Source organism: Streptomyces flavidovirens DSM 40150 (genome assembly GCF_000429085.1).
GTDB lineage: Bacteria > Actinomycetota > Actinomycetes > Streptomycetales > Streptomycetaceae > Streptomyces > Streptomyces flavidovirens.
The window spans coordinates 141461-162219 of the sequence record NZ_AUBE01000012.1 but is presented as its reverse complement, the minus strand read 5'-3'; the positions used below and the strand labels follow the sequence as shown (position 1 = coordinate 162219).

The 20759-nt window shown below is 70.6% G+C and carries 22 protein-coding genes and 1 pseudogene; 7 read left to right on the top strand and 16 right to left on the bottom strand.

What is annotated here, in order from left to right; genetic code table 11:
- Positions 1–103: 103 nt before the first annotated feature.
- From G412_RS0118435 to G412_RS39735, 8 genes and pseudogenes are all read right to left on the bottom strand, one after another.
- The gene (locus tag G412_RS0118435; protein WP_028813358.1) at positions 104–2179 is read right to left on the bottom strand and encodes a CocE/NonD family hydrolase; all 2076 of its coding nucleotides are present in this window, start codon (positions 2177–2179) and stop codon (positions 104–106) included.
- Positions 2180–2208: 29 nt separating this feature from the next.
- A complete protein-coding gene (locus G412_RS0118430) occupies positions 2209–3519 on the bottom strand; it encodes an ATP-grasp domain-containing protein (RefSeq protein WP_028813357.1) in 1311 nt (436 codons plus the stop codon).
- Positions 3520–3643: 124 nt separating this feature from the next.
- Positions 3644–4078, bottom strand: coding sequence for a CBS domain-containing protein (locus G412_RS40215; protein ID WP_051338467.1), 435 nt, complete (start codon positions 4076–4078; stop codon positions 3644–3646).
- 30 nt (positions 4079–4108) lie between these two features.
- Positions 4109–4234 (bottom strand): annotated as a pseudogene (locus tag G412_RS41445) (hypothetical protein); the annotation flags it as partial.
- Between the two features lie 55 nt (positions 4235–4289).
- Positions 4290–5072, bottom strand: coding sequence for a sodium:proton antiporter (locus G412_RS35105; RefSeq protein ID WP_167546470.1), 783 nt, complete (start codon positions 5070–5072; stop codon positions 4290–4292).
- A gap of 35 nt (positions 5073–5107) precedes the next feature.
- Complete coding sequence (locus G412_RS0118415; RefSeq protein WP_028813356.1) at positions 5108–5566, bottom strand: CBS domain-containing protein; 459 nt, start codon at positions 5564–5566, stop codon at positions 5108–5110.
- Positions 5567–5673: 107 nt separating this feature from the next.
- Positions 5674–5970, bottom strand: a complete 297-nt coding sequence (locus G412_RS41015) for a hypothetical protein (protein WP_078607125.1) — start codon at positions 5968–5970, stop codon at positions 5674–5676.
- A gap of 53 nt (positions 5971–6023) precedes the next feature.
- On the bottom strand, positions 6024–6194 hold the full coding sequence (locus tag G412_RS39735) for a hypothetical protein (RefSeq protein WP_157839132.1): 171 nt from the start codon (positions 6192–6194) through the stop codon (positions 6024–6026).
- Positions 6195–6429: 235 nt separating this feature from the next.
- Here G412_RS39735 and G412_RS0118405 point away from each other — a divergent pair, with 235 nt between their 5' ends.
- Positions 6430–8844, top strand: a complete 2415-nt coding sequence (locus G412_RS0118405; RefSeq protein ID WP_244283106.1) for a SpoIIE family protein phosphatase — start codon at positions 6430–6432, stop codon at positions 8842–8844.
- Between the two features lie 102 nt (positions 8845–8946).
- On the top strand, positions 8947–9420 hold the full coding sequence (locus G412_RS0118400) for a DUF5709 domain-containing protein (RefSeq protein ID WP_028813354.1): 474 nt from the start codon (positions 8947–8949) through the stop codon (positions 9418–9420).
- A gap of 32 nt (positions 9421–9452) precedes the next feature.
- Here G412_RS0118400 and G412_RS0118395 read toward each other — a convergent pair whose 3' ends face one another.
- Entirely contained in the window at positions 9453–9728 is a 276-nt protein-coding gene (locus tag G412_RS0118395; RefSeq protein WP_028813353.1) for a GlsB/YeaQ/YmgE family stress response membrane protein, read from the bottom strand.
- Between the two features lie 268 nt (positions 9729–9996).
- On the opposite strand from G412_RS0118395, the gene G412_RS0118390 reads away from it, so the two are divergent.
- The 4 genes from G412_RS0118390 (at position 9997) to G412_RS0118375 (ending at position 13173) form a co-directional block, all read left to right on the top strand.
- The gene (locus tag G412_RS0118390; RefSeq protein WP_028813352.1) at positions 9997–10605 is read left to right on the top strand and encodes a hypothetical protein; all 609 of its coding nucleotides are present in this window, start codon (positions 9997–9999) and stop codon (positions 10603–10605) included.
- A 425-nt stretch (positions 10606–11030) separates the two neighbouring features.
- Positions 11031–11423 carry a hypothetical protein gene (locus G412_RS41010; protein ID WP_244283104.1) on the top strand — a complete coding sequence of 131 codons (393 nt, stop codon included), beginning with the start codon at positions 11031–11033 and terminating at the stop codon, positions 11421–11423.
- Between the two features lie 236 nt (positions 11424–11659).
- On the top strand, positions 11660–12472 hold the full coding sequence (locus tag G412_RS35095) for a hypothetical protein (protein ID WP_106964124.1): 813 nt from the start codon (positions 11660–11662) through the stop codon (positions 12470–12472).
- The gene (locus G412_RS0118375; RefSeq protein WP_037649158.1) at positions 12469–13173 is read left to right on the top strand and encodes a class F sortase; all 705 of its coding nucleotides are present in this window, start codon (positions 12469–12471) and stop codon (positions 13171–13173) included. Before G412_RS35095 ends, G412_RS0118375 begins: the two co-directional genes overlap by 4 nt.
- Before the next feature lie 117 nt (positions 13174–13290).
- Here G412_RS0118375 and G412_RS35090 read toward each other — a convergent pair whose 3' ends face one another.
- The 3 genes from G412_RS35090 to tgmA form a co-directional block, all read right to left on the bottom strand.
- Positions 13291–15360: a transglycosylase domain-containing protein gene (locus tag G412_RS35090; RefSeq protein WP_244283103.1), complete on the bottom strand. Its 2070-nt coding sequence runs from the start codon at positions 15358–15360 to the stop codon at positions 13291–13293.
- 72 nt (positions 15361–15432) lie between these two features.
- A complete protein-coding gene (gene tgmB, locus G412_RS0118365) occupies positions 15433–16371 on the bottom strand; it encodes an ATP-grasp ribosomal peptide maturase (RefSeq protein WP_028813350.1) in 939 nt (312 codons plus the stop codon).
- A gap of 17 nt (positions 16372–16388) precedes the next feature.
- Positions 16389–16580 (bottom strand): putative ATP-grasp-modified RiPP, encoded by a 192-nt coding sequence (gene tgmA, locus G412_RS0118360; protein ID WP_028813349.1) that lies wholly within the window; start codon positions 16578–16580, stop codon positions 16389–16391.
- A gap of 214 nt (positions 16581–16794) precedes the next feature.
- On the opposite strand from tgmA, the gene G412_RS0118355 reads away from it, so the two are divergent.
- Entirely contained in the window at positions 16795–17544 is a 750-nt protein-coding gene (locus tag G412_RS0118355; RefSeq protein WP_028813348.1) for a hypothetical protein, read from the top strand.
- A gap of 68 nt (positions 17545–17612) precedes the next feature.
- Here G412_RS0118355 and G412_RS0118350 read toward each other — a convergent pair whose 3' ends face one another.
- From G412_RS0118350 to G412_RS0118335, 4 genes are all read right to left on the bottom strand, one after another.
- Entirely contained in the window at positions 17613–18719 is a 1107-nt protein-coding gene (locus tag G412_RS0118350) for a CapA family protein (protein WP_051338466.1), read from the bottom strand.
- A gap of 101 nt (positions 18720–18820) precedes the next feature.
- Positions 18821–19075: a hypothetical protein gene (locus tag G412_RS0118345; RefSeq protein ID WP_028813346.1), complete on the bottom strand. Its 255-nt coding sequence runs from the start codon at positions 19073–19075 to the stop codon at positions 18821–18823.
- Positions 19076–19210: 135 nt separating this feature from the next.
- Complete coding sequence (locus G412_RS0118340; protein WP_028813345.1) at positions 19211–19663, bottom strand: YbhB/YbcL family Raf kinase inhibitor-like protein; 453 nt, start codon at positions 19661–19663, stop codon at positions 19211–19213.
- 73 nt (positions 19664–19736) lie between these two features.
- Entirely contained in the window at positions 19737–20753 is a 1017-nt protein-coding gene (locus G412_RS0118335) for a zinc-dependent alcohol dehydrogenase family protein (protein ID WP_028813344.1), read from the bottom strand.
- Positions 20754–20759 lie beyond the last annotated feature (6 nt).

Below are 20759 nucleotides of genomic sequence, written 5' to 3'. Positions count from 1 at the left end.
GCCGCGGGGGCGCGGGCCACGCGTCGCCCGGCCCGCGCCGGTGCACGGCGCGGGCCGGGACACGCCGGCCGTTGGCCGGTTCTCGTCACCCCGAGGGGACTGCTTACAGCGAGTCCCGTGGCAGCGTCTCGTTCCACGTGCGGGAGAAGACCCGCCGCTCCCCTTCGTAACCGTCCAGGGTCGCGTCGACGAAGAACTCCGTTTCGCTGCACCGTAGTTCGGTACGGGTCTCCACCCGTACGTCCCAGTCGTCGCGCCGGAACCGCATGGTCCAGGCCGATTCGCCGCCGACGGAGGTGAAGTCGTCGGCGGTCGCGGTGTAGCGCTCGTACGCGCGGCAGCCGACATCGAGCCCGATGTCGTCGATGCGCACGGTGCCCCGGTCCTTCACGATCTCCAGCGCCCAGTCGTACCCGATCAGGTCGCGCTTGACCTCCCAGCGCTGTTCGGGAGCGGACAGCCGGGTGGTCGTGATCGGCGGTGCACCCTCGGGCTCGCCGAAGGGGCGCTGCGGCAGCTCGTCCGGTTCCTCCGCCGGACGCACCGGCAGCGTCAGCGTGCTGGACCGCTCGTGAACGCTCAGCAGGACGGGCCGGGGCGGCGGCCAGGCGAGGGGCCAGTACGACGTGGACAGGGAGAGCCGGATGCGGTGGCCGCGCGGGAAGACCTGGGCCACACCGTTGAGCTGGACCGTCGCGCGATAACGCCGTCCCGGCTCCAGCGGTTCGGGCTCGCCCGTACCGTCGCGGTGCGTCAGGTTGAGCACGCCGTACGTGACGCGCGTGGCACGCCCGTCGGGTGCGACGTCGGAGAGCCGGGCGGCGACGGTGGCCACCGGTTCGCTGACGGACAGGTCGAGTTCGACGGTCGGTGAACCGAGGATCTCGACCGGCTCCTCCAGCGGGCCGGTGTCGAACACCAGGGAGCCGCCGTCCTCCTCACGCTGGTCGTACGGCAGGTCCGGCGGGGCGTTGTACGAGGCCCACTTGCCCGCGAACTGACCGACGGACAGGGGCGACTGGACGGTCATCGCCTCACCGTCACTACTGCCGTCGCTGCCGTCGCTGCCGTCGCTTCCGTCCCCCTCCCCGAACGTCGCCTCTCCCGGCGTGACAATGCGGTGCCGCAGCAGCGGATGCGCGACGGGTTCGATGTGCGGCGAGGGCCAGTCGGGCTCCCCGACCCAGCGGCCCGGCCGCTCCTCGTACGACGTCGAGGGCGGCACACTGTCCTGCATCCACGTCTGGAGCATCGGGCCGTCCATCACACCGTTGTCGACACCCTTCAGCCAGTGGTCCCACCAGCGCACGACCTCCTGGAGGTAACCGATGGCGGGGCCGGGCTCACCCAGATGCGGGAACTTGTGGGACCAGGGCCCGATCAGCCCCTTGCGCGGTACGTCGAGGTTCCCCAGCAGCCGCGTCACGGCGTTGGAGTAGCCGTCGGCCCACCCGCTGGACGCGAGGACGGGGCAGCGTACGGCCGCGTAGTCCTCGCACACCGAGGCGTGCCGCCAGTAGTCGTCGCGGCGCTGGTGGCGCAGCCACTCCAGGACCCACGGGCGGGTGTGTTCCATCCGTTCGTGCCACATGTCACGCCAGCGGTCACCGACCACGGTGGGATCCGGCGGACACGTCGCATACGCGAACATCGTCCCCGCCTCCGCGAGGTTGTCCGAGAGCATCGCGCCGCCCATGTAGTGCATGTCGTCGGCGTACCGGTCGTCCGTGAAGGACGCGATGACGACGGCGCGCAGGCTCGGCGGCCGCCGGGCCGCCGTCTGGAGGGCGGCGAAGGCACCCCAGGAGATGCCCATCATGCCGGTGTTCCCGTCGCACCAGGGCTGCTCGGCCAGCCAGGCGAGGACTTCTTCGGCGTCGGCCTGCTCACGCTCCAGGTACTCGTCGGCCAGCACGCCCTCGGAGTCGCCCGTGCCGCGCAGGTCCACCCGTACGCACGCATAGCCGTGACCTGCGATGTAAGGGTGGTGGATCGAGTCGCGCACCGCGGTCAGGTCGCGCTTGCGGTACGGGATGTACTCCAGCACCGCCGGCACGGGCTCGTCGTCGGAGGAGACCGGACGCCAGATACGGGCGGACAGGCGCGTGCCGTCGGACAGGGGGACGACGACGTGTTCTTCTTCCTTCGTCGCGTGCGGCAGATTGCTCACGAAACGCATACGGCGGGGCCGCTCCTTTCCTCGGGTCCTCAGACGTTCTTCTGGTCGCGTCCGCCCGGTTCGGTCTCGTCGAAGGCGAGACCCAGGGCCGCCACACAGCGGTCGTACTTCGCCCGCAGGTCCTCTTCGCTGTTCCCGCCTGTGAAGATGTGGGCCAGTTCGTAGCTGTAGCTGTCCTGGTGCGGAGTCTCCGACAGGCGCTGCCCCTCCTCGGGCACCACGTCGACCCGTACGCCCGGTATCTCCCGCTCGATCCGCTCGATGTCCTCGGGCGTGGGCACCTGACGCGCCGCACCGTCGGCGAACCACCGGTAGTACCACTTGGCGGCCACCTCGTAGGGGCCGGCCCGGTGCGGAAGGGACGGGTCCTTGCCCAGCGCCAGGCTGAGCATGCAGTGGTGGTTCGGCACCCCGTCGACGTACTCGAACAGCTCCGCGTGCGACTGCGAGTGCCTGGGGTTGATCTCCAGGAGATTGATGGCGTCGGTGTGCGGATCGTAGAAGTACTCGATGCTGAAGGTCGCCGCGTCCATGCCGATCTGCCGCATCACCCGTTCGGAGACGTCGTGCAGCCGGCGTACCACCGGCTCGGGCAGGGCCGAGGGGTACTGGTGGCGCAGGAAGCTGGAGGAGCCGGGGTAGTTGATCGAGTCCAGGACGCCGTAGACGGTGACGTCGCCGTTGTGGACGTAACCCTCCACCGCGACCTGGATACCCGACAGGGCCTCCTCGGCGAGACAGACCTGACCTCCGACACCGGCCATCTCCTCGGGCAGGTCGAGCCGGTCGAGGATGTACTCGAACGGCCGGCCCACCCGGGCGACACCCTTGCGGATCGCCTCCACCGCCTCGCGGAACTCCTGCTGGTCCTTGACGCCGAAGGCGAGTTCCGAGGAGTACGACAGGGCGGGCTTGAGCCACATGGGAAAGCGCACGCCCTCGGGCGGCTGCGGATCATCGGCTTCCAGATCGACCCGGCCGAAACGCGGATGCTCGTCGATGACCTTCTGCTGTTCGAGCCGGCTCCAGTACTTGTGCTCGCACTTGACGACGGATTCCAGGCCCGTGCTTCGCGTGCCGTAGCGCTCGCTCAGCATCGGTACGAGCGTGCTCACGGGGAAGTCCCAGTAGCCGACGATCGCGTCGATGCTGCCCTCGAAGGAGTCGAGCACCCCCCGCGCCTTGTCGAACAGCTCGGCCACCGACACCTCGCCGTGCTGGAGCTCTTCGATCGTGAGCAGAGGGTGGTACGCGTACTCCTGTGCGTCGGGCACGGCTCGCAGAGTCGGCAGGTTGGCCTCGTCCAGGCCGAGTACGAATATGTTCTTGCGGTCGCTCACGTGCTCTCCTTGGTCGGCTCGTCCCGATCGCCTTCCTCGTCAGGCGCGTCTCACACATGGGATCGGGAAACCGGCCGCTCAGCCGCCCCTGGGTGGGCCGCCGTGACCGCCCGTGGAGCTGCCGCTACGGGCCGGTGCCCGCGCCGGGTGTGCTCATCGAACCGAGGAGTTCCTGCAACAGGTGGGAGGCAGTGATCACGCCGATCAGGTGCGTCCCCTCCCGCGTCTTCTCCGCCACCGCGACCAGCGGGCTGCGTACCCGCGCCATCAGCGCGGCCACCTCCAGCGCGGTGTCGTCGGGGGCGGCGATCGGCGGCGGGGGCGTGGTGCGGTGCAGGCAGTCGCCGACACGGCGCCCGGCCAGGCGCTCGCACAGCCGGTCGGCGTGCTGCTCGTCGATGACCGCGGCGAGCCCCGGATCATCGATCACGTAGGACGGGACCAGGGTCTTGACGAGCTGCGACGCGGGGAGGATCGCCTTCGGCTCGCCGCGTCCGTCGAGCACCAGCAACCCGGGAAGCCGGTGCTCGGCCAGCAGCCGGGCAGCGTCGGGAGCCATGGTGGCGGCGTACGGAATGTTGTCGACGATGCCGGAGAGCGCGGCGGAGGCGCCGAGCAGCAGCATGGTGCCGCCGAGTTCGTTGTCACCGATGACGGCCGCGAGGCGCTGGGAGACCTCACCGATCACACCGGTCTCGATCAGCCCGCCGATCATCACGAAAAGCCCCGCGAAGAAGGCGAGCGTGGGCCACTCGACGTCACCCAGCACGTCACCGGTCCGCCACGCTGGAGACGGCGATGAGCAGCCCGGCGCCGAGCAGGGCGACGACGCTCGGCTCGTAGTGCAGTACGGGGTGCAGTACGAACCCGGCGACGACCAGCGCGAGGACCACCAGCCCCTGGACGAGGAGGCGCCGGTCGTGGATAGCCTCGCCTTCCTCCAGCGACATCACCTCCGCCGCGCGCTCCTCGTCGTACACGAAGGACTTGCGGAACAGCCAGCGGCACAGAGCGATCAGGACCAGCATCAGCACCGCCGACAGCGGGGCGAGGTGGACCAGGAAGTCGTTGAAGGTCAGGCCGGCGCGGCTGGCGATGATGATGTTCGGCGGATCACCGACCAGAGTGGCCGCGCCGCCGATGTTCGACGCCAGAACCTCGGCGATCAGAAAGGGGGCGACCGGCAGCGCGAGCCGCTCGCAGACCAGCACCGTGACCGGGGCGATGAGCAGCACGGTGGTGACGTTGTCGAGGAGGGCGGAGGCGACGGCCGTGATGACGACGAGCATGGTCATCATCCGGAACGGTCTGGCCCGCGCCCTCTTCACGGACCAGATGGCGAGGTACTCGAACATGCCGGTCTTTTTGAGCACGCCGACGATCATCATCATGCCGAGCAGCAGGAAGATGACGTTCCAGTCCACCCCGCTGCGCTCGGAGTAGAACGCCGACGTGTCGTCCGTCGCCCCGATCGCCAGCATCAGCGCGGCGCCGCCGAGGGCGACCGCCACCCGGTGCAGTTTCTCGCTGATGATCAGGGCGTACGCGCCCACGAAGACGACGAGCGCGGCCCAGCTCTGTCAGCCGCTCACGATCCTCCGACGAGATGGGTCATCAGGCAGGCGGCCGTGATGGCGCCGAGCAGCCGCACCTCGTCGCCGTAGCGCTCGATCACGGCGACCAGGGGACTGCGCGTACGGGCCATGAGGGCCGCCACTTGCAGCAGACCGGCGTCGGGGCCGACCACCGGCGGTGCGTAGGTGCGCGGCGGCAGCCACTCGGCGACCGTCAGCCCGTTGACCTTCTCCATGACTTCAACGAGGTGCCGGTCGTCGATCACGGAGACCAGCAGCGGTTCTTCCATCAGGTAGTCGGGCACCAGCTGCTTGATGAGCTGGGAGCCCGGCACGATGGCATACGGCCGCTGATCGGAGTCGACCACGAGCAGCGCGGGCAGCTGGTGCCGGGCGAGCAGCCGGGCCGCTTCCACCGCGTCGGCGTCGACCGAGATGTAGGGGTAGGTTTCCGCGAGATCACTCGCGCGCATGGCCGTTCTCCTTGCTGTGGTGGGCCGTCCGCGGGTGAGTGGATCAGCATGCCGAGCAAGGAGCAGAGCCTTTACGGCCGGCCTCTACGGGCGGGGGAGCGGCGGTGTCACTGTGGCGAGGGACTGTGTGGCGGAGAGGGGACAGTGGCGGCGCCACCCGCACGTATCGCTGCTACCACGGCGTCGTGCAGATTCCGGCTGTCAGCCTCCGAAGAGGAGGGCACGGGGCTGCCCGACATGGTGAACCAGTCCGACGATCCGCTGTACTGCACAGCGATTCTCGCCTCACCGTCGGCCCACGTGGTGTGGACCGTGAGGTCCCCCGTCAGAACACCCACCTCTTCGGTGAGCACCCCGCCGCGGCCTGTCAGTACCCCGAGCGTCGTCCATGAAGCCCAGTCCATAGGTCCAAGTCTCGCATTTGTGGCCACATCCGCGACCGGCGTGAACAGCGCGCTCAGCCCCGGTCCCGCTCGTCGGCGTACGTCGGGTCGTCCGGTTCCCCGGACTGCTCGCCGGGCTCGGAGGAAGCCCGGTCGGCGGACTCGCGTTCCTGCTTCCGGGCCTGCCGCTTCTCTTCCTCCAGCTGCTTGCGGACCTCTTCCGGCTTGTCTCCGAGCTGGTTCATCACCGTCTCCCTCGGTCGCTGCGGCCACTCTCGCGGCCAGGGTCACACAGCCCCGCCACCACCGCACGCCGGCGCCTCCGGTGCCATCCGCCATTGGCCGGTCTTCCGCCCTCCGGGCAGCGGACAGCCGGGGTGATGGATAGCCTGATCAAGAGAACGAAGGACACCGACGGATCAAGGGTGCCGATCGTCCGGCCGGATCGAGGCCGGTGAGAAGCCGATCTCGGGGGTGCGTGTGCGCATAGCTCGCAGCAGCGACGATCCCCTCGACGCAGGCAACGCGGCCGGGCTGCTCGTGGACGCCGACGGGACGGTGCTCGGCTGCACCCCGGCGGCCGAGGCCCTCCTGAAATGGCGGGCCGACGAGCTGTACGGCCGGCGCATCCGGGACCTGCTCACCGACCCCGGCCGGTGGCCGGAGGTCATGGCGCAGCGGGACCGCCCGGTGTGGGAAGGCCGCGCCGTGGTGCGCGAGGGCGGCGGAGGGGAATCGGACCTCATCTTCCGTGTCCTCCCGCTGGACCGCGGACTGCCCGACCGGCGCGCGGCGCGTTTCTTCCTCCTGGTGGCGCCTCGGGCCCTGATGACGAGGTGGCGTCAGGATCACGCGTTCATGCAGGAGCTGTTCCTCCAGCAACGTGTCGGCTTCGCCGTGTTCGACCGAGACCTGCGACTCGTACGGACGAACACCCAGCTCCTTCCGTACACCGGCCTGCCCGCCGACCTCGGCGGCCTGCGCCTGGAGGAGTTCCTCTGGGACGAGGACGCGCGCGTGATCGACGAGCAGCTTCGAAAAGTGCTCACGACCGGGACGCCCCTGGTGGCGATGGACGCCCTCGTACGCACACGGGTCGACCCGGGGACGGGGCGGATCATGGCGCTGTCCGCGTTCCGCCTGCAGGAGGCGGACGGACGCGTCATGGGCGTCACCGCCCTCTTCACCGATGTCACTGAGCAGCGGCGGGCCCGCGAGCGCCTCGACCTGCTGCACCGCGTCACCGCCGTACTGGGCAACTCGCTGTCCGTCGCGGAGACCACGCAGGACCTGGCGAACGTACTGGTTCCCTTTCTCGCCGACCTGGCCGCCGTCGACATCGCGGAAGCCGTGTTCGCCCACGAGGAGCCCGGCCCCGGTGAGCAACGGCATCACGTACTGCGCCGGGCGGCCGTGGCGGGCCCCGCGGACGCCGGGCCGCTGCCGGTCGGTGGCTCCATGCGGGTGGACGCCGGCGACGACGCCCCGCGCGGCAGCGTATGGCCGCCACCGTCCGGGCACCGGCCGCCCGACGAGGACGTGCCCGGCCCGGCGCCCGGGTCCGGCGTCCGCTCGGGCATGAGCGCGCTGCTGCGAGCCAGGGGCAGGCTCCTGGGACGGGTCACGGTGTGGCGCACGCGCGAGCGCGCGCTCTTCGGCGCCGATGACCTGGCCCTGCTGGAGGAGATCGCCTCCCGCGCGGCCCTGGTCGTCGACAACGCACGCCGGTACGCGCGCGAACGGCACGCCTCCGTGAGCCTGCAGCGCAGCCTGCTGCCGCCGACGACGACCGAGACGGCCGCCGTGCAGAGCGCCAGCGTCTACTTCCCGGCGGACACGGCCGGCGGAGTGAGCGGGGACTGGTTCGATGTCATCCCGCTGTCCTCCGCGCGCGTCGCCCTCGTGGTCGGGGACGTGGTCGGCCACGGCCTGCAGGCCACAGCGATGATGGGCCGACTGCGCACCGCCGTGCGCACGCTGGCCGACCTCGATCTCGAACCCGACGAACTGCTCACCCACCTCGACGACCTCGTCTCGCAACTCACGGTGGAGAACAGCACCTTCGATAACGGCAACCAGAGCTCCGCACCACAGAGCGCCTACGACTCGTTCGGTGCCACATGTCTGTACGTGACGTACGACCCGGTGTCGCGGCAGTGCGCCATGGCCAGCGCCGGGCACCCCCCGCCCGCCCTGCTCGCTCCGGACGGGACCGTCCGTTACGCCGACGTCAGCCCCGGACCGCCCCTGGGCGTCGGCGGACTGCCCTTCGAGCCCGTGGAGATGGCGGTCGAACCGGGCAGCGTACTGGCGCTCTACACCGACGGCCTGGTCGAGCGGCCGCGGGCCGACCTGGACGAAGGAATGGCGGCGCTCAGAAACCGGCTGACGGCCGCCAACGCCCTCGACCGTCCGCTGCGGGACGTCGGCCGGGAGATGGTGGCGGATCTGGCCCCGAGCCCGCTGTCGGACGACGTGACGCTGCTGCTCGCCCGTACCCGTGGGATTTCCCCGGACGACAGCGTGACATGGGTCCTGGAGCCGGACCCGGCCGTGGTGGCCGACGCCCGTGCGCTGGTGGTGGGACAGCTCTCCCGCTGGGGCCTGGACGAACTTGCCTTCACCACGGAACTGGTGGCGAGCGAGCTGGTCACCAACGCCATCCGCTACGCGGGCGGCGGCCCCGTCGAGCTCAAGCTCATCCGTACGGCGACCCTCATCTGCGAGGTGTCCGATCCCAGCAGTACGCAGCCCAGGATGCGACGCGCACGCGCCACGGAGGAAGGCGGACGCGGCCTCTTCCTGATCGCGCAGCTCACCGAGCGGTGGGGCAGCCGGTACACACGCCACGGAAAGACGATCTGGACGGAACAACCGTTGCCGGGCTCGCCATGAGAAATGTGAGAAATGCCGTGAATGCGGTGTGGTGTGTGTCCGGCCGGGTACACACCTGCGCGAGCACGGAGCAGGACACACCACGCGGAAAGGAACCAGCGGATGTCTGAGGAAGCGGCACGTGGCGACGACGTCTACCAGCCCGAACACTCCGACGTACAGAACAGGCCGACCGACGACCTCGACCTGCAGAACGCGGTCGGCGAACGCGACTTGGACGAGATGCTGGACGAGGGATACTCCCCGCCCGAGCGTGCCCTGGGAGTGACGAAGTACGGCACTACGGGCGAGGAGCAGCGCGAAGGGGAGTCCCTCGATCAGCGCCTGGCCCAGGAAACGCCCGACGTACGGCCGCCGGAGGGCGACGAGGTCGGCGACCTGCCCGGGGGTGAGGGGGAACCCCTGGAGGAGCAGGCCGCCGATACCCGTGCGGGCCGCATCGCCCCGGTGCCCGAGGAGGCGCCGCGGCGCAACATCGGCGTACTGGGACGGGATGTCGGCATCGACGGCGGTGCGGCGTCGGCGGAGGAAGCCGCGATGCACGTCGAGCCGGCGGACGGGGACGAGACGCGGTAACTGCCGGGCGGCCGTGGTGAGGGGGCCGGTGATCAGGCGTGCGACCGGCTCCGGCCCCCTGTCACCAGGCGGTAGAGCACCAGCAGGATGAGCGATCCGACGATGGCGGCGATCCACGTCGACAGGTCGAAGAAGCCGTCGATGGAGTCGACGCCGAAGATCACCTTGCCGAGCCAGCCGCCCAGCAGCCCGCCGGCGACTCCGATGAGCATGGTGACGATGATGCCTCCCGGGTCCTTGCCGGGCAGCAGTGCCTTGGCGATGAGGCCGGCGAGAAGTCCGATGAGGATCCAGGCGATGATGCCCATGAGGTACCTCCAAGGTGTCGCTCGATGGTTTCCACGTAAGCACGTAGGCACGCAGCGGGTTTTCAAACATGCGAACGCACGAACGGGGTCCCTCACCCACTGACAGCGGACACCACATGGCACGAACGCTACTGCGAGTGAAATTGGGCGCCTTACTCGACAGCGAGTAGAGCGGTGCTGTCGAATCGCCACACACACGTGGTTCTGCACGTGCGAGAAATGTGAGTAACATCCGCCCCCAACAGTGGTGCGAGGAAAGAGAGCTGTCATGCCGGAAAGCAACAACCCCACGCTGCAGTCGCAATACGCCCACCAGGTCGACGCGGATCTGGAGCACAACACCAAAGAACAAGAACGCGTCAGGTCAGAGGTGGCCGCCCTGCAGGCACAGCTCGAAGCACTGGAGAAAGACCATGAGCTGCTGGTGAGCATGCGGGCGGCCCTGGGCACCACGCCCGCGAAGAAGAACCGGGCGACCAGGACGGCCAAGGCCGGCCCGGCCGCAAAAACGGTTGTTCCCAAGCCGCGCCGTGCCAAGGCGACTTCGGACCACGACAAGCCGTCCAGGAAGACCGCACAGCCGAACACCGGAGCAAAGGCGAACAAGGGCACCCCCCCTTTGCGTGAACTCGTCGTCGCCGTCCTCGCCAAGCACGACGAACCGCGGTCGGCAGCCGAAGTAACCCATGAGCTCGCCCAGGCACACCCGGAGCGCACGCTGAGCGTCACAGTGGTGCGCAATGCGCTGGAAGCCTCGGTCGCCAAGAACCAGAGCGAACGAACCAAGCAGCAGAAGTCCGTCTACTACCGGGCCGTCAAGGACGGACAGCAGGCGACGCAACAGCCGGCCGCCGCACCCAGCACGGCAGGCGTGTAACCACAACCACGACTCCGCCCAGGAGTTGGCCACACGGGGGTGAGGCCGGCTGCGGAGGATACGACGCTCCTGCCGGTGAGTTCCGTTCAGCACCGGAGGCGGTAGGCCGGGCGGGAACGCCCTTCATGGCGTTCCACGCGAGCCAGGGGGCCCGGCTCGGCCTGCCACCCGAACAACCTGTTTCCCGCCCCCGTTCGGCTCCGCCGTCGCGGACGGCCGCGCGGGCCGCGACGCGCTGGTCAGCGATCTGCCCGCCCACGCGGATGCCCGGCCGAGAGCCACCAAGGGCGCCGGCGACAGCGGCTGCTGCGGCCGCGGAGATCTCCACACTCGCTGAACACGCCGCCCACACGTTGCGTACTACCGGCTGCCTGCGCCCGAGCCAGGTGCGCCGATACGTCTCTGTGCCAACGACAGGAGCGGACATGACCGATCGCATTGATTCAGTGATGCAAGGGCTTCCGGGCGGCGGCGCCGAGCTCTCCGTGGTGCTGACCCTGCGCTGGGACGACGTGGCCGCGCTCGGCCGGGAGGCCAGCCGGCTGGCCGAGCAGCGTGGGGCGCCCGTGACTCTCGACGAGGCCGCCAGCCACCGGCTCCGTACCTGGTCCTCGGTGGCGAACGCGCCTGACGAGCGCAAGAGCGCGGCGCCCCCGCCCGGTCCGGCGACCGCCGCCATCGCCGAAACTTCCCCCGCCGACAGGGCCCGTCCGCACGTGGGGCACCTGAGCGAGACCGCTCCGGTCGCGTCCCTCTCCGCGCACTCCGCCCACCAGATGCAGGCACCCGTGGGGGCGGGCGGCAACCCGCAGAGGTGAACGCCGCGCTTTGCCGGCCCCCCCCCCCCCCCCGCGCTCAGGCCCGTACCGACCTCGGCGATGGTCTCGCCGTCGATCAGGACGTCCTGCGGCTCCCCCCCCCCCCCCCCCCCCCCCCCGGTCAAAGCCTGAGGCGCGCACGACCAGAGCCGGACACGACACGGACACGGAACGGCACGGACAAGACCGTGGCCGCCCCCGGAGGGCGGCCACCGGAAAGGAACCGAACGATCGTGATAGCCCAGCGCACCACAACTCGACTCGTCACACTTGTCGCTCTGCCCGCCGCCCTCGCTCTCGTGGCAGTCACCTCTTCCCCGGCCGCCGCCGAAGGGACCGCGTACCAGATCGACCTGGACGCGCTGAACAACTCCGGCGGAAGCGGTACGGCGATGCTCAGCCTGGACGGCACACGGCTCACCGTGAAGATCGAGTCCGAAGGACTCGTGCCCGGCCAGCCACACGCACAGCACATCCACGGTTCCACCGACGGCCACGACTTCCTCTGCCCGGACGCGAGCGCGGACCAGGACGGCGACGGGATCGTCACCACCAGCGAAGGCCTGCCCATCTACGGTGAGATCAACATCTCGCTCACCACCGAGGGCGACACCTCCGCCGCCAGCGGCCTCGCCGTCGACCGCATGCCGGTCGCGGACGCGCAGGGCAAGCTCTCCTACGAGCGTACGATCACGGTCTCCCAGGACGTGGCCGACCACATCAAGGACCTGCACGTCGTGCAGCACGGCATCGACCGGAACGGCGACAAGCAGTACGACTTCGGCGCAGGGAAGAGCGACCTGGATCCCAAGCTCCCGCAGGAAGCCACCGCCCCGGCCGTCTGCGGCCTGGTGGAAGGCGCGGCGGTCGGTTCCGTCCCCGTGGGCGGAGTCGAGACGGGCAGCGGCCCCGCACCGGGCAACGAGGTCTCCGGGGCGCTGGTCGCCGCGGGCGGTGTCGCCTTCCTGGCGGTGGCGGCCGCACTCGGCCTGGGCCGCAGGCGGCGACCGGCCACCACCACGGAGCCGGCCGACGGAAGTGGCGCATGATCAGCCACAGCGGGTACGGGACCGGCGCCGCGCCGCGTCGCGCCCGTACCGCCGTCACGTCCGCCGTGACCGCGATCGCGGCGCTCCTGCTCGTCGCCGGGTGCGCGGGGCCGGGCGAGGAGCCCCCGCCGCAGTCGGCGCCCGCGAACCGGCAACCCGTACAGGGCGACACCCGGGCGCGGGACGACCAGCCCGCCCAGGACGCGGAGAACGGCACGGGCAGCGGACCGCAGGACGCCGCGGCCCTGCCGAAGTCGCCTCCCCGGCGGATCTCCATCCCGTCCCTCGGCGTGTCATCCGCCCTGGAGGAGTTGGGGCAGCAGAAGGACGGCGCCATGGAGACGCCCGTCGATCCGGCCAAGGCGGGGTGGTACGTACCAGGTCCGCCGCCCGGAGCCCGGGGACCGGCCGTCATCGCGGGACACGTCAGCTGGAACGGCGAACCCTCGGTGTTCCACCGCCTCTCCTCGCTCAAGGCCGGTGACAGGATCGAGGTCGACCGCGCCGACGGCAAGACCGCGCAGTTCACCGTCGACCGCACCGCCCAGTACCCCAAGAACCGGTTCCCCACCGTCGAGGTCTACAAGAACATCGACCACGCGGGCCTGCGCCTGATCACCTGTGGCGGTCAGTACGACCGCTCGACGCGCTACTACTCGGACAACGTGGTGGTGTTCGCAAGCCTCACCGGCGACCGGTAGCGCCGCAGCCGTCGCGGCAGACAGCCTGTCCCGCAGGGGCCGGCGTCCATCCCGGACGCCGGCCCCTGCGCCGTACGCGGCCGGCGGCGGTCCGCCGCCGGCCGCGCAGAGCCCCCCTTACCGGGTGTCGGCGGGCCTTTCGAAGCCTCCGCCGCCCGGTCCCGGCAGGGTCGCTGTCATGTACGACGACCACACCCGCACCGGCAGGAAGTCGCCCCGCTCCTGCCCGGACCCGCCGGCGCCGCCCACCCCGGACAGCGGGAGCAGACCGCCCTTACCCGGTTTGTTCCGGAAGACGGTCACGGCGGTCGACAGCTCTTCGGTGTAGCCGACGAACCAGGCGGCCGGCACGCGGTCGCCGTCGCCGGTGCGGCCCGCGGCCACCGGCGCCACCGCACGCAGGGTGTCCGGCGCCAGGGCGTCCACAGCCACGTCCCGCATCGCGCGGGAGACCTCGCGGGCCACCTCCACGTCCAGCACCTGCCTGCCGGGCGGCGGCTCCAGCCCCTCCAGCCGGGTGCCCTGGTAGGTGACCGCGGTGACCGAGTACGGGTCCGTACGCCGGCCGTCTTCGGCGAAGGTGGCGTACGCGTCGGCCATCCGGATGGCGCTCGGGGTGGACGTGCCGACGGCGAAGCGCCGCTCCAGGGGCGCCATGCTCTGTGGCAACAGGCCCGTACCGACGGCGAGATCGCGAACCCTCGCCAGTCCGACGTCCTCACCGAGGCGGCTGTACACACTCTCGCCGCCCAGGACCAGCGCCTCGCGCAGGGTGGGAAGGCCGGTGGCGAAGGGCAGGACACCGTCCGCGAAACCGCTGGTGCCGGTACCGCCCCGCTCCGGCGGCAGCAACGGTGTACCGGCTGTCAGGACACCGCTGGCGTCATAGAAACTGTCGGACGTCACCGGCAGCCGTGGCGGGGCCGTGCCGGCCGAACGGACACCGTGCTGAAGAGCCGCCGCCAGGACGAACGGTTTGAAGGCCGAACCCACCGGCACCCCCGCCGTGTCCGCGTTGTTGGTGAAGTGCTCGGTCGCGTCAGGGCCGCCGTACAGCGCCAGCACCGCCCCGTCGCCCGGGCGGACCGACGCGGCGCCGATCTGGACGTCCCGGTCGGTGATCCGGCGTTCCGGGTCCAGGCTCTGCGCCGTGACCCTCTCCACGGTCTGCCGCAGTCGCTCCACCTTGGCCCTGTCGAAGGTGGTGCGAATCCGGTATCCGCCGCGGCCGAGTTCCCCGGCGGTCAGCCCGGTACGTTTCTCGATGTACTTGTTCGCCACATCCACCAGGTAACCGGTCTGCCCCGACAGGCTGGTGGACACGGACTGCCGGCGCGGTTCCGGGAAGACGGTGTACTTGGCCCGCTCCTGGCGCGACATGTGCCCGAGCTCCACCTGCCGGTCCAGGACATACCGCCAACGCCCCTCGGCCCTGCGGTGGTTGGCCTCGCTCAGCGAAGGATCGTACTGCTGCGCTCCCTTGAGCAGCGCGGCAAGCAGCGCGCTGCGGCCGGGATCGAGCTCCCTGGCGTCCATGCCGTAATAGGCCACCGCGGCAGCCTGCACTCCGTAGGCGTTGCGGCCGAACCAGCTGGTGTTGAGATACCCCTGGAGAATGTCCTGCTTGGACAGGGACCGGGACAGCTTGACCGCCAGGCACAGCTCACGCAGCTTGCGGTCCACGGTCTGCTCCGGCGTCAGGTACGTGTTCTTCACATACTGCTGGGTGATGGTCGACCCGCCCTGGACCTCCCCGCCGCGGGCCATGTTCACCACGGCCCGGCCCACGCCGCCGACGGAGAATCCGGGGTCACTGTAGAAGTCGGCGTTCTCCGCCGCGATCACGGCGTTCTGAAGGGACGGCGGGATGTCGGACAGCGGAATGTTCTGGCGGTTGACCGCCCCGACGCTGACCATTTGTGTGCCGTCGGCCCAGTAATAGACATTGGCTTCGGCTCGCGCGGCGGCGTTCACGTCCGCGATGTGCACGGTGGAGTACACATAGCCGACCAGGGCGGCGGCCGTACCGCAGCAGATCAGCGCGACACCCAGCAGCAGCCGCCACGACGGGACCAGCCGTAACAGTCCGCGGCGCCCCTGACGCGGGTAATCGATGCGGAACCGGCGGCTGCCGCCGGAAGCCCGGTGCGGCGGCACCCCCGGTTCGGGTCCTGTTCGACGCCTCACAGACGCTCGCCCCTTCTCTGTACGTTACGGTCGGCCTGCCGCCCCCTACTACGCGATGCGACAGCCCTCCGTTCACGCCGGCCCGCGCGGCTCCTGCGCCAGCCAGGACGCGACCGCCTCCGCGATGGGCTGGCCGGTCTCCAGCTCCACGAAGCCGAACTGGCCGCCCTGGTTGCACTCCAGGAACCACCACACGGCCTCGGCGTCCTCGGCGAAGTCGAAAGCCGCGTACGCGAGACCCGCCAGCCCCGTGTAGTCGTGAACTGCCCGCGCGATGCGGTCGGGTACGACGGCGGGCTCCCACACCTGGCCGGTGTCGCCGTAGCGCCCGTCGACCTGCCCGGACGCGGAGACCTTCCGGGCGGCGAACATCCGGCCACCGACGCACGTCAGCCTGATGTCGGCCCGTTTGGGCACGTACCGCTGAAGCAGCGTGGGGCCGCCCGCGACGCCGGCGAAGTCCGTACCCGGCTCGACGAGCGCGGTCGGCAGGGCGATCGCGGGCTCACCGCGCGGCGGCCCGGAGAGGGACTTCACCACGACCTTCCCGTACTGGCCCGCGAACTGCTCGGCCACCCGCGGGAAGGTCGTGATGACGGTGGGCGGCACGGCGAAGCCGCTGCGGTGGGCGAACCGCAACTGCCAGGGCTTGAGCCGGGCCTGGTCCGCCTGGCGGGGATGGTTCATCCAGCGCGCCGTGGTGGAGCAGAGCGCCCCGTACAGGGCCTGCCCGGTCTCGGCCGAAAGCCACCGCGACGGCTCCGGGGCGTGTGCCGCGGGCTCACCGGGCCGTCGCACCCATATGGAGCGCAGGGACTTGGAGCTGACCATGCGCCCGTCCGCCGACAGATAGCAGTGGAAGTCACCACTGACGTACTCGGCCGACAGACCGGCTTCCCCGGGCAGATCAGCCGGATCCAGGCGCACCAGTGGTACGCCCCGTTCGTGCAGCTCGGCCACCACCATGTCGGTCGTGACGTCCTGATGGCTTGTCAGGATCAGTACGGTCATCGGCGTCGCCAGGCCGGTCAGTCGTCGAAATGCGTCTGGGAGCCGGCCGTGGACGTGGTGGTGCTGAGAGCCAGCAGCAGCTCCCGGTCACTGATGGCGGGACGCCCGTCGGGCAGTAAGTTGAGCTGGGCGGCGCTGTTGTAGGCGTAGGGGACCGGGGCGTCCGGCCCTTCGTTGTGCTGGGCGTAGTTCCATATGAAAGGTCGCATGGCGCTCCTCGTTGCTGATCAGCCGGCGCTGTACGCAGGTCAGTACGCGCCGGCCGTGTGGGGAGTTCAGTCCTGTCCGCCAAGACGGTCTGCGGAGGGGGACCCGTTCCATTACGGCCGGATCTCGTGCCTGAGTCCAGACTCTTCTCCGTCGATCCCGTGGTGAGTACGCGTACTCATGCGCCCGGTGATCAGCGGCCCGCATGATGCGCGCATGCGATCAATATCCCTCCCGAAGCCTGTGCTGCTGGCCGCGCTCGGCTGCATGGTCCTCTCCGGCTGCGGCACGCAGAACGCCACCACCGACCAGACCCCCGCGGGCGCCGCCGTCTCGGCGACCACCCCGCCGGATGCTCCGCCGGGAGACAACGATCCGGAGATGCGGTTCCTCGCGCTGTTGACCCGCATCACGCACGTCTGCGCTCCGGACGCCCCCAACGGCAGCGGCACCGGTGACGCGCCCAAGCCCGAGGATCTGCCGGGCTGGGAGGGTGCGCCCACACCGGCGTACGGGCCGGGCGAGACCCCGCCGGGTGTTCCGAACGCCGAGGGAGAAATCCCGGTTCCCCTGGATGATCCCGCGGCGTCGGAGCCGGCCCCTGACTTCACCTGGCCCAGGCCGGTCAAGGAAGTGCCGTTGACCGGTATCGAGAAGTGCACCGGCGACGAGCACGCGAAGCGCGTCAGCGAGGCGTTCCAGAACACGAAGACGACCAGCTACCAGGCGGTGCAGAGCAAGCTGACCGACCTCGACTACCCCGCGTCGCGAATTCACCGCATGCCGGACCACGCGGGCGCGCCCCGCACAAGGCTCGACCTGCGCATGATGGGCAGCCACTTGGCTCTGGAGGTCACCGGCACCGGCAGCGGGGTGACCGTCGAGGCGTTCGGGTCCCCGGAGACGGAGGACGTGAAGGTGACCGAGGTGAACCGGAAGCCGAAGCTGGACGCGCCGACGTCCTGACCGGATCGCACGGGACGTACGCAAAGGGGCCTCTTCGGGCGGCACCGCGCAGCCGCCGTCCGCGTGGCCTACGAGGCCGTACGCCGTCGTGCGGCGTGCCCGGACCAGCGGAGCGCGAGAAAGCCGTCGGAGCCGGGCTCGGGCTCCACTGCCGTACCGAAGCCATGCCCCGCCCTGGTCAGGGTCTCGCACAGCCAGTCGGCGTCCGCCGCCGGCGCGCGGTGCAGCGTCATCCGCCGGGCCCGCAGGGGAGCGATCCGCAGACCGGTCAGTTCGCCCGTGCGCGCGTCGAGCGACGGGAAGTACAGCAGCCGCAGGTCGTCGCGGTACCGCTCGTACCCCCGGATGCCCTCATAGTCGTCGATCAGGTCTCCGCAGCCGTACAGCACGAGTCGGCCCCGGTAGACCTCGACCGGGCGCGGATGGTGCGAGGAGTGGCCGTGCACGACGTCCACGCCGCCGTCGACGAGCCGCCGTGCGAAGGCGGTCTGGGCCGGCGGCACCGCGTACCCCCAGTTCGACCCCCAGTGGATCGAGACGACCAGCAGATCACCGTCCCGCCGCACCGCCCGCAGCCGCCGTACGAGGGCGTCCGCGCTGCGGACTGAGAGATCGGGTACGAAGTCGACGCCCGGCCGGTCCTCCGCCGCGGCCCACCGCGACGGAATCCCGCTGGACGCCGTCCCGCACGACAGCACCACCACTCGGCCGCCGCTTCTCGTGGCGGCCGCCACCGGCCGCCGCGCCTCGGCCGCGTCCCGCCCCGCGCCGGCGGGCCGGAGTCCGGCGGCGCGCAGGACGTCCAGCGTCTCCTCCAGGCCGCGGCGCCCGAAGTCCAGTACGTGGTTGTTCGCGAGCGCGCACACATCGGGCCGCGCCGCGGTCAGACACGGCACGTTGCGCGGGTGCATCCGGTAGTTCACGGCCTTGCCGGGGGCGAAGTCGTCGCTCGTCGTGATGCTCGTTTCCAGATTGATGATCCGGGCATCGGGCGCTACGGCCTCCATCACACCCAGCGTCGCACCCCAGGGCCAGGTGTAGTCCACAGGTCCTGGAACGGGGCCGTTGGCGGCCTCCGCCAGCGAGACGTAATCGCGGGCGTCGCGGATGTACCCCTCGCGCAGCTCCGGGTCACCGGGGTGCGGCAGGATCTGGTCGACACCCCGTCCTGGCATGACGTCACCGCTCAGCGCGAGCGTCACGAGGGCCTGGCTCACGGCCCAATTCTCCCACCGGGCCCGCCCGTCCCTCTACACGCCCGCACGAGCCGTTGCCGTCAACCGCGTCCCTGGTAGGGAGGCTGCTGAGTGTACGGATTGGGGTTGTACGGGGGCTGGTTCGGCGGCGCCGGGGAGTAGGCCTGGCCCGGCGGCATCGGGTACGGCGCGGGCTGGTTCGGGTGGTTGGCGTAACCGCCGTTGACCGGCGCCGGGCCACCGCTGTTACGGCTGCGCTCGATCAGGACCGCTGCGAGGATGATGCCGAGGACCACTATGCAGGCGATGCCCGCGATGACGACCAGCATTCCCATGGGGCTCTTTCCATCCTGACGTTGCTGACGGGAGGAGGCGCCGGTAAAGCGAACGTGCCGGCCGGCGCCCCGGCTCAGCGTACGTGATCAGCACTGTCCGCCAGGTGGCCGAAGATGTCGCCAGGACGGGTGACCTCAGCGGTGGTAGAGGCCGACCAGTGTGCCGCTGGCCAGTTGCTGCTTGTCCACCGCCGCGTGCACGTCCGCGGCACTCGCGTCGTCCGCCAGATCGGCAGGTTCCGGGAGCGCGTAGATCCGGAAGAAGTACCGGTGCGCCCCGTCACCGGGAGGAGGCAGCGGCCCTCCCCAGCCCGACTCGCCGAATCCGTTCATCCGGGCCTGACCGCCCTGCGGCGTCTGCCCCGCCTCCACGCCGCTGCTCGAAGGGTCGATGCCCGTGACGAGCCAGTGCACGAAGGTGCCCGTCGGCGCGTCGGGGTCCTCACACAGCAACAGCAGCTCCGAAGTGCCCTCCGGCACCCCGGACCAGGACAGGTCGGGGGAGACGTCCTCGCCCTCCTTGGCGTAGCGGCGCGGGATGAACGCACCGTCGTTGAACGCGGAACTCCTGAGTTCGATACCAGCCATGCGCACAGTGGTACCCCGCCGTCGCACACGTCTCATGAGCCGCCCGGCAAGATGCACCGGGTGGCGCAGTCGGTCACGGTGCGACGAGCACGGCCACCCCGGTGATCCGCCCCGCCGCCAGGTCACCCAGCGCCCGGTCCGCCAGCCGCATCGGATAGCTCGTCACCCGCACCGCCGGGCGCAGCCGCGTCACTTCGGTGAGGTACGCCCGGCCGTCCTCGCGGGTGTTGGCGGTGACGCTGCGTACGGTCCGCTCCTGGAACAGGTGCCGGTCGTACACGAGCGGCGGGACGGTGCTCAGGTGAATACCGGCGATCGCGAGTGTCCCGCCCCGGTCCAGCGCCGCCAACGCCACCGGTACCAGGTCGCCGGCCGGTGCGAACAGGATCGCCGAGTCCAGCGGATCGGCCGGCGCGTCGCTTCCGGCGGACGCCGCGCCCAGTTCGAGCGCGAGGCGTTGCGCCGCCGGTGAGCGGGTGACGACGTGGACCTCGGCCCCCCGCGCGACGGCCAGTTGGGCGGTCAGGTGCGCCGAGGCGCCGAATCCGTAGATGCCGAGCCTTCCGCCGGGCGGCAGGTCCGCCCGTTGGAGCGCCCGGTAGCCGATGATCCCCGCACACAGCAGGGGCGCCGCTTCCTCATCGCTCCACCCTTCGGGCAGCCGGTAGGCGAACCGGGCGTCCACCACGACGTGGCCGGCGAATCCGCCGTCGATGTCCCAGCCGGTGTAGCGCGAGTCGTGGCACAGGTTCTCCCGTCCGGTACGGCAGAAGCGGCACTGCCCGCAGGTGCCCGCCAGCCAGGCGGCCCCCAGCCGGTCGCCCACGCGGAAGTCCTGGACGGCGGCCCCGCGAGCGACCACCTCGCCGACCACCTCATGGCCCGGCGCGCAGTGTGCCCTGCGCGGGGCCAGGTCGCCCTCCGCCAGGTGCAGGTCCGTCCGGCACACCCCGCAGGCCCGCACGCGCGCCAGCAGTTCGTACGGGCCCGGTGCGCGCACCTCGCGCTCCACCAGCCGCAACGGCGCCGACGCGATCGGGCCCGGGCGCTCGACCACCCAGGCGGACGTCACCGACGGCAGCCGGGCCATGGCTCA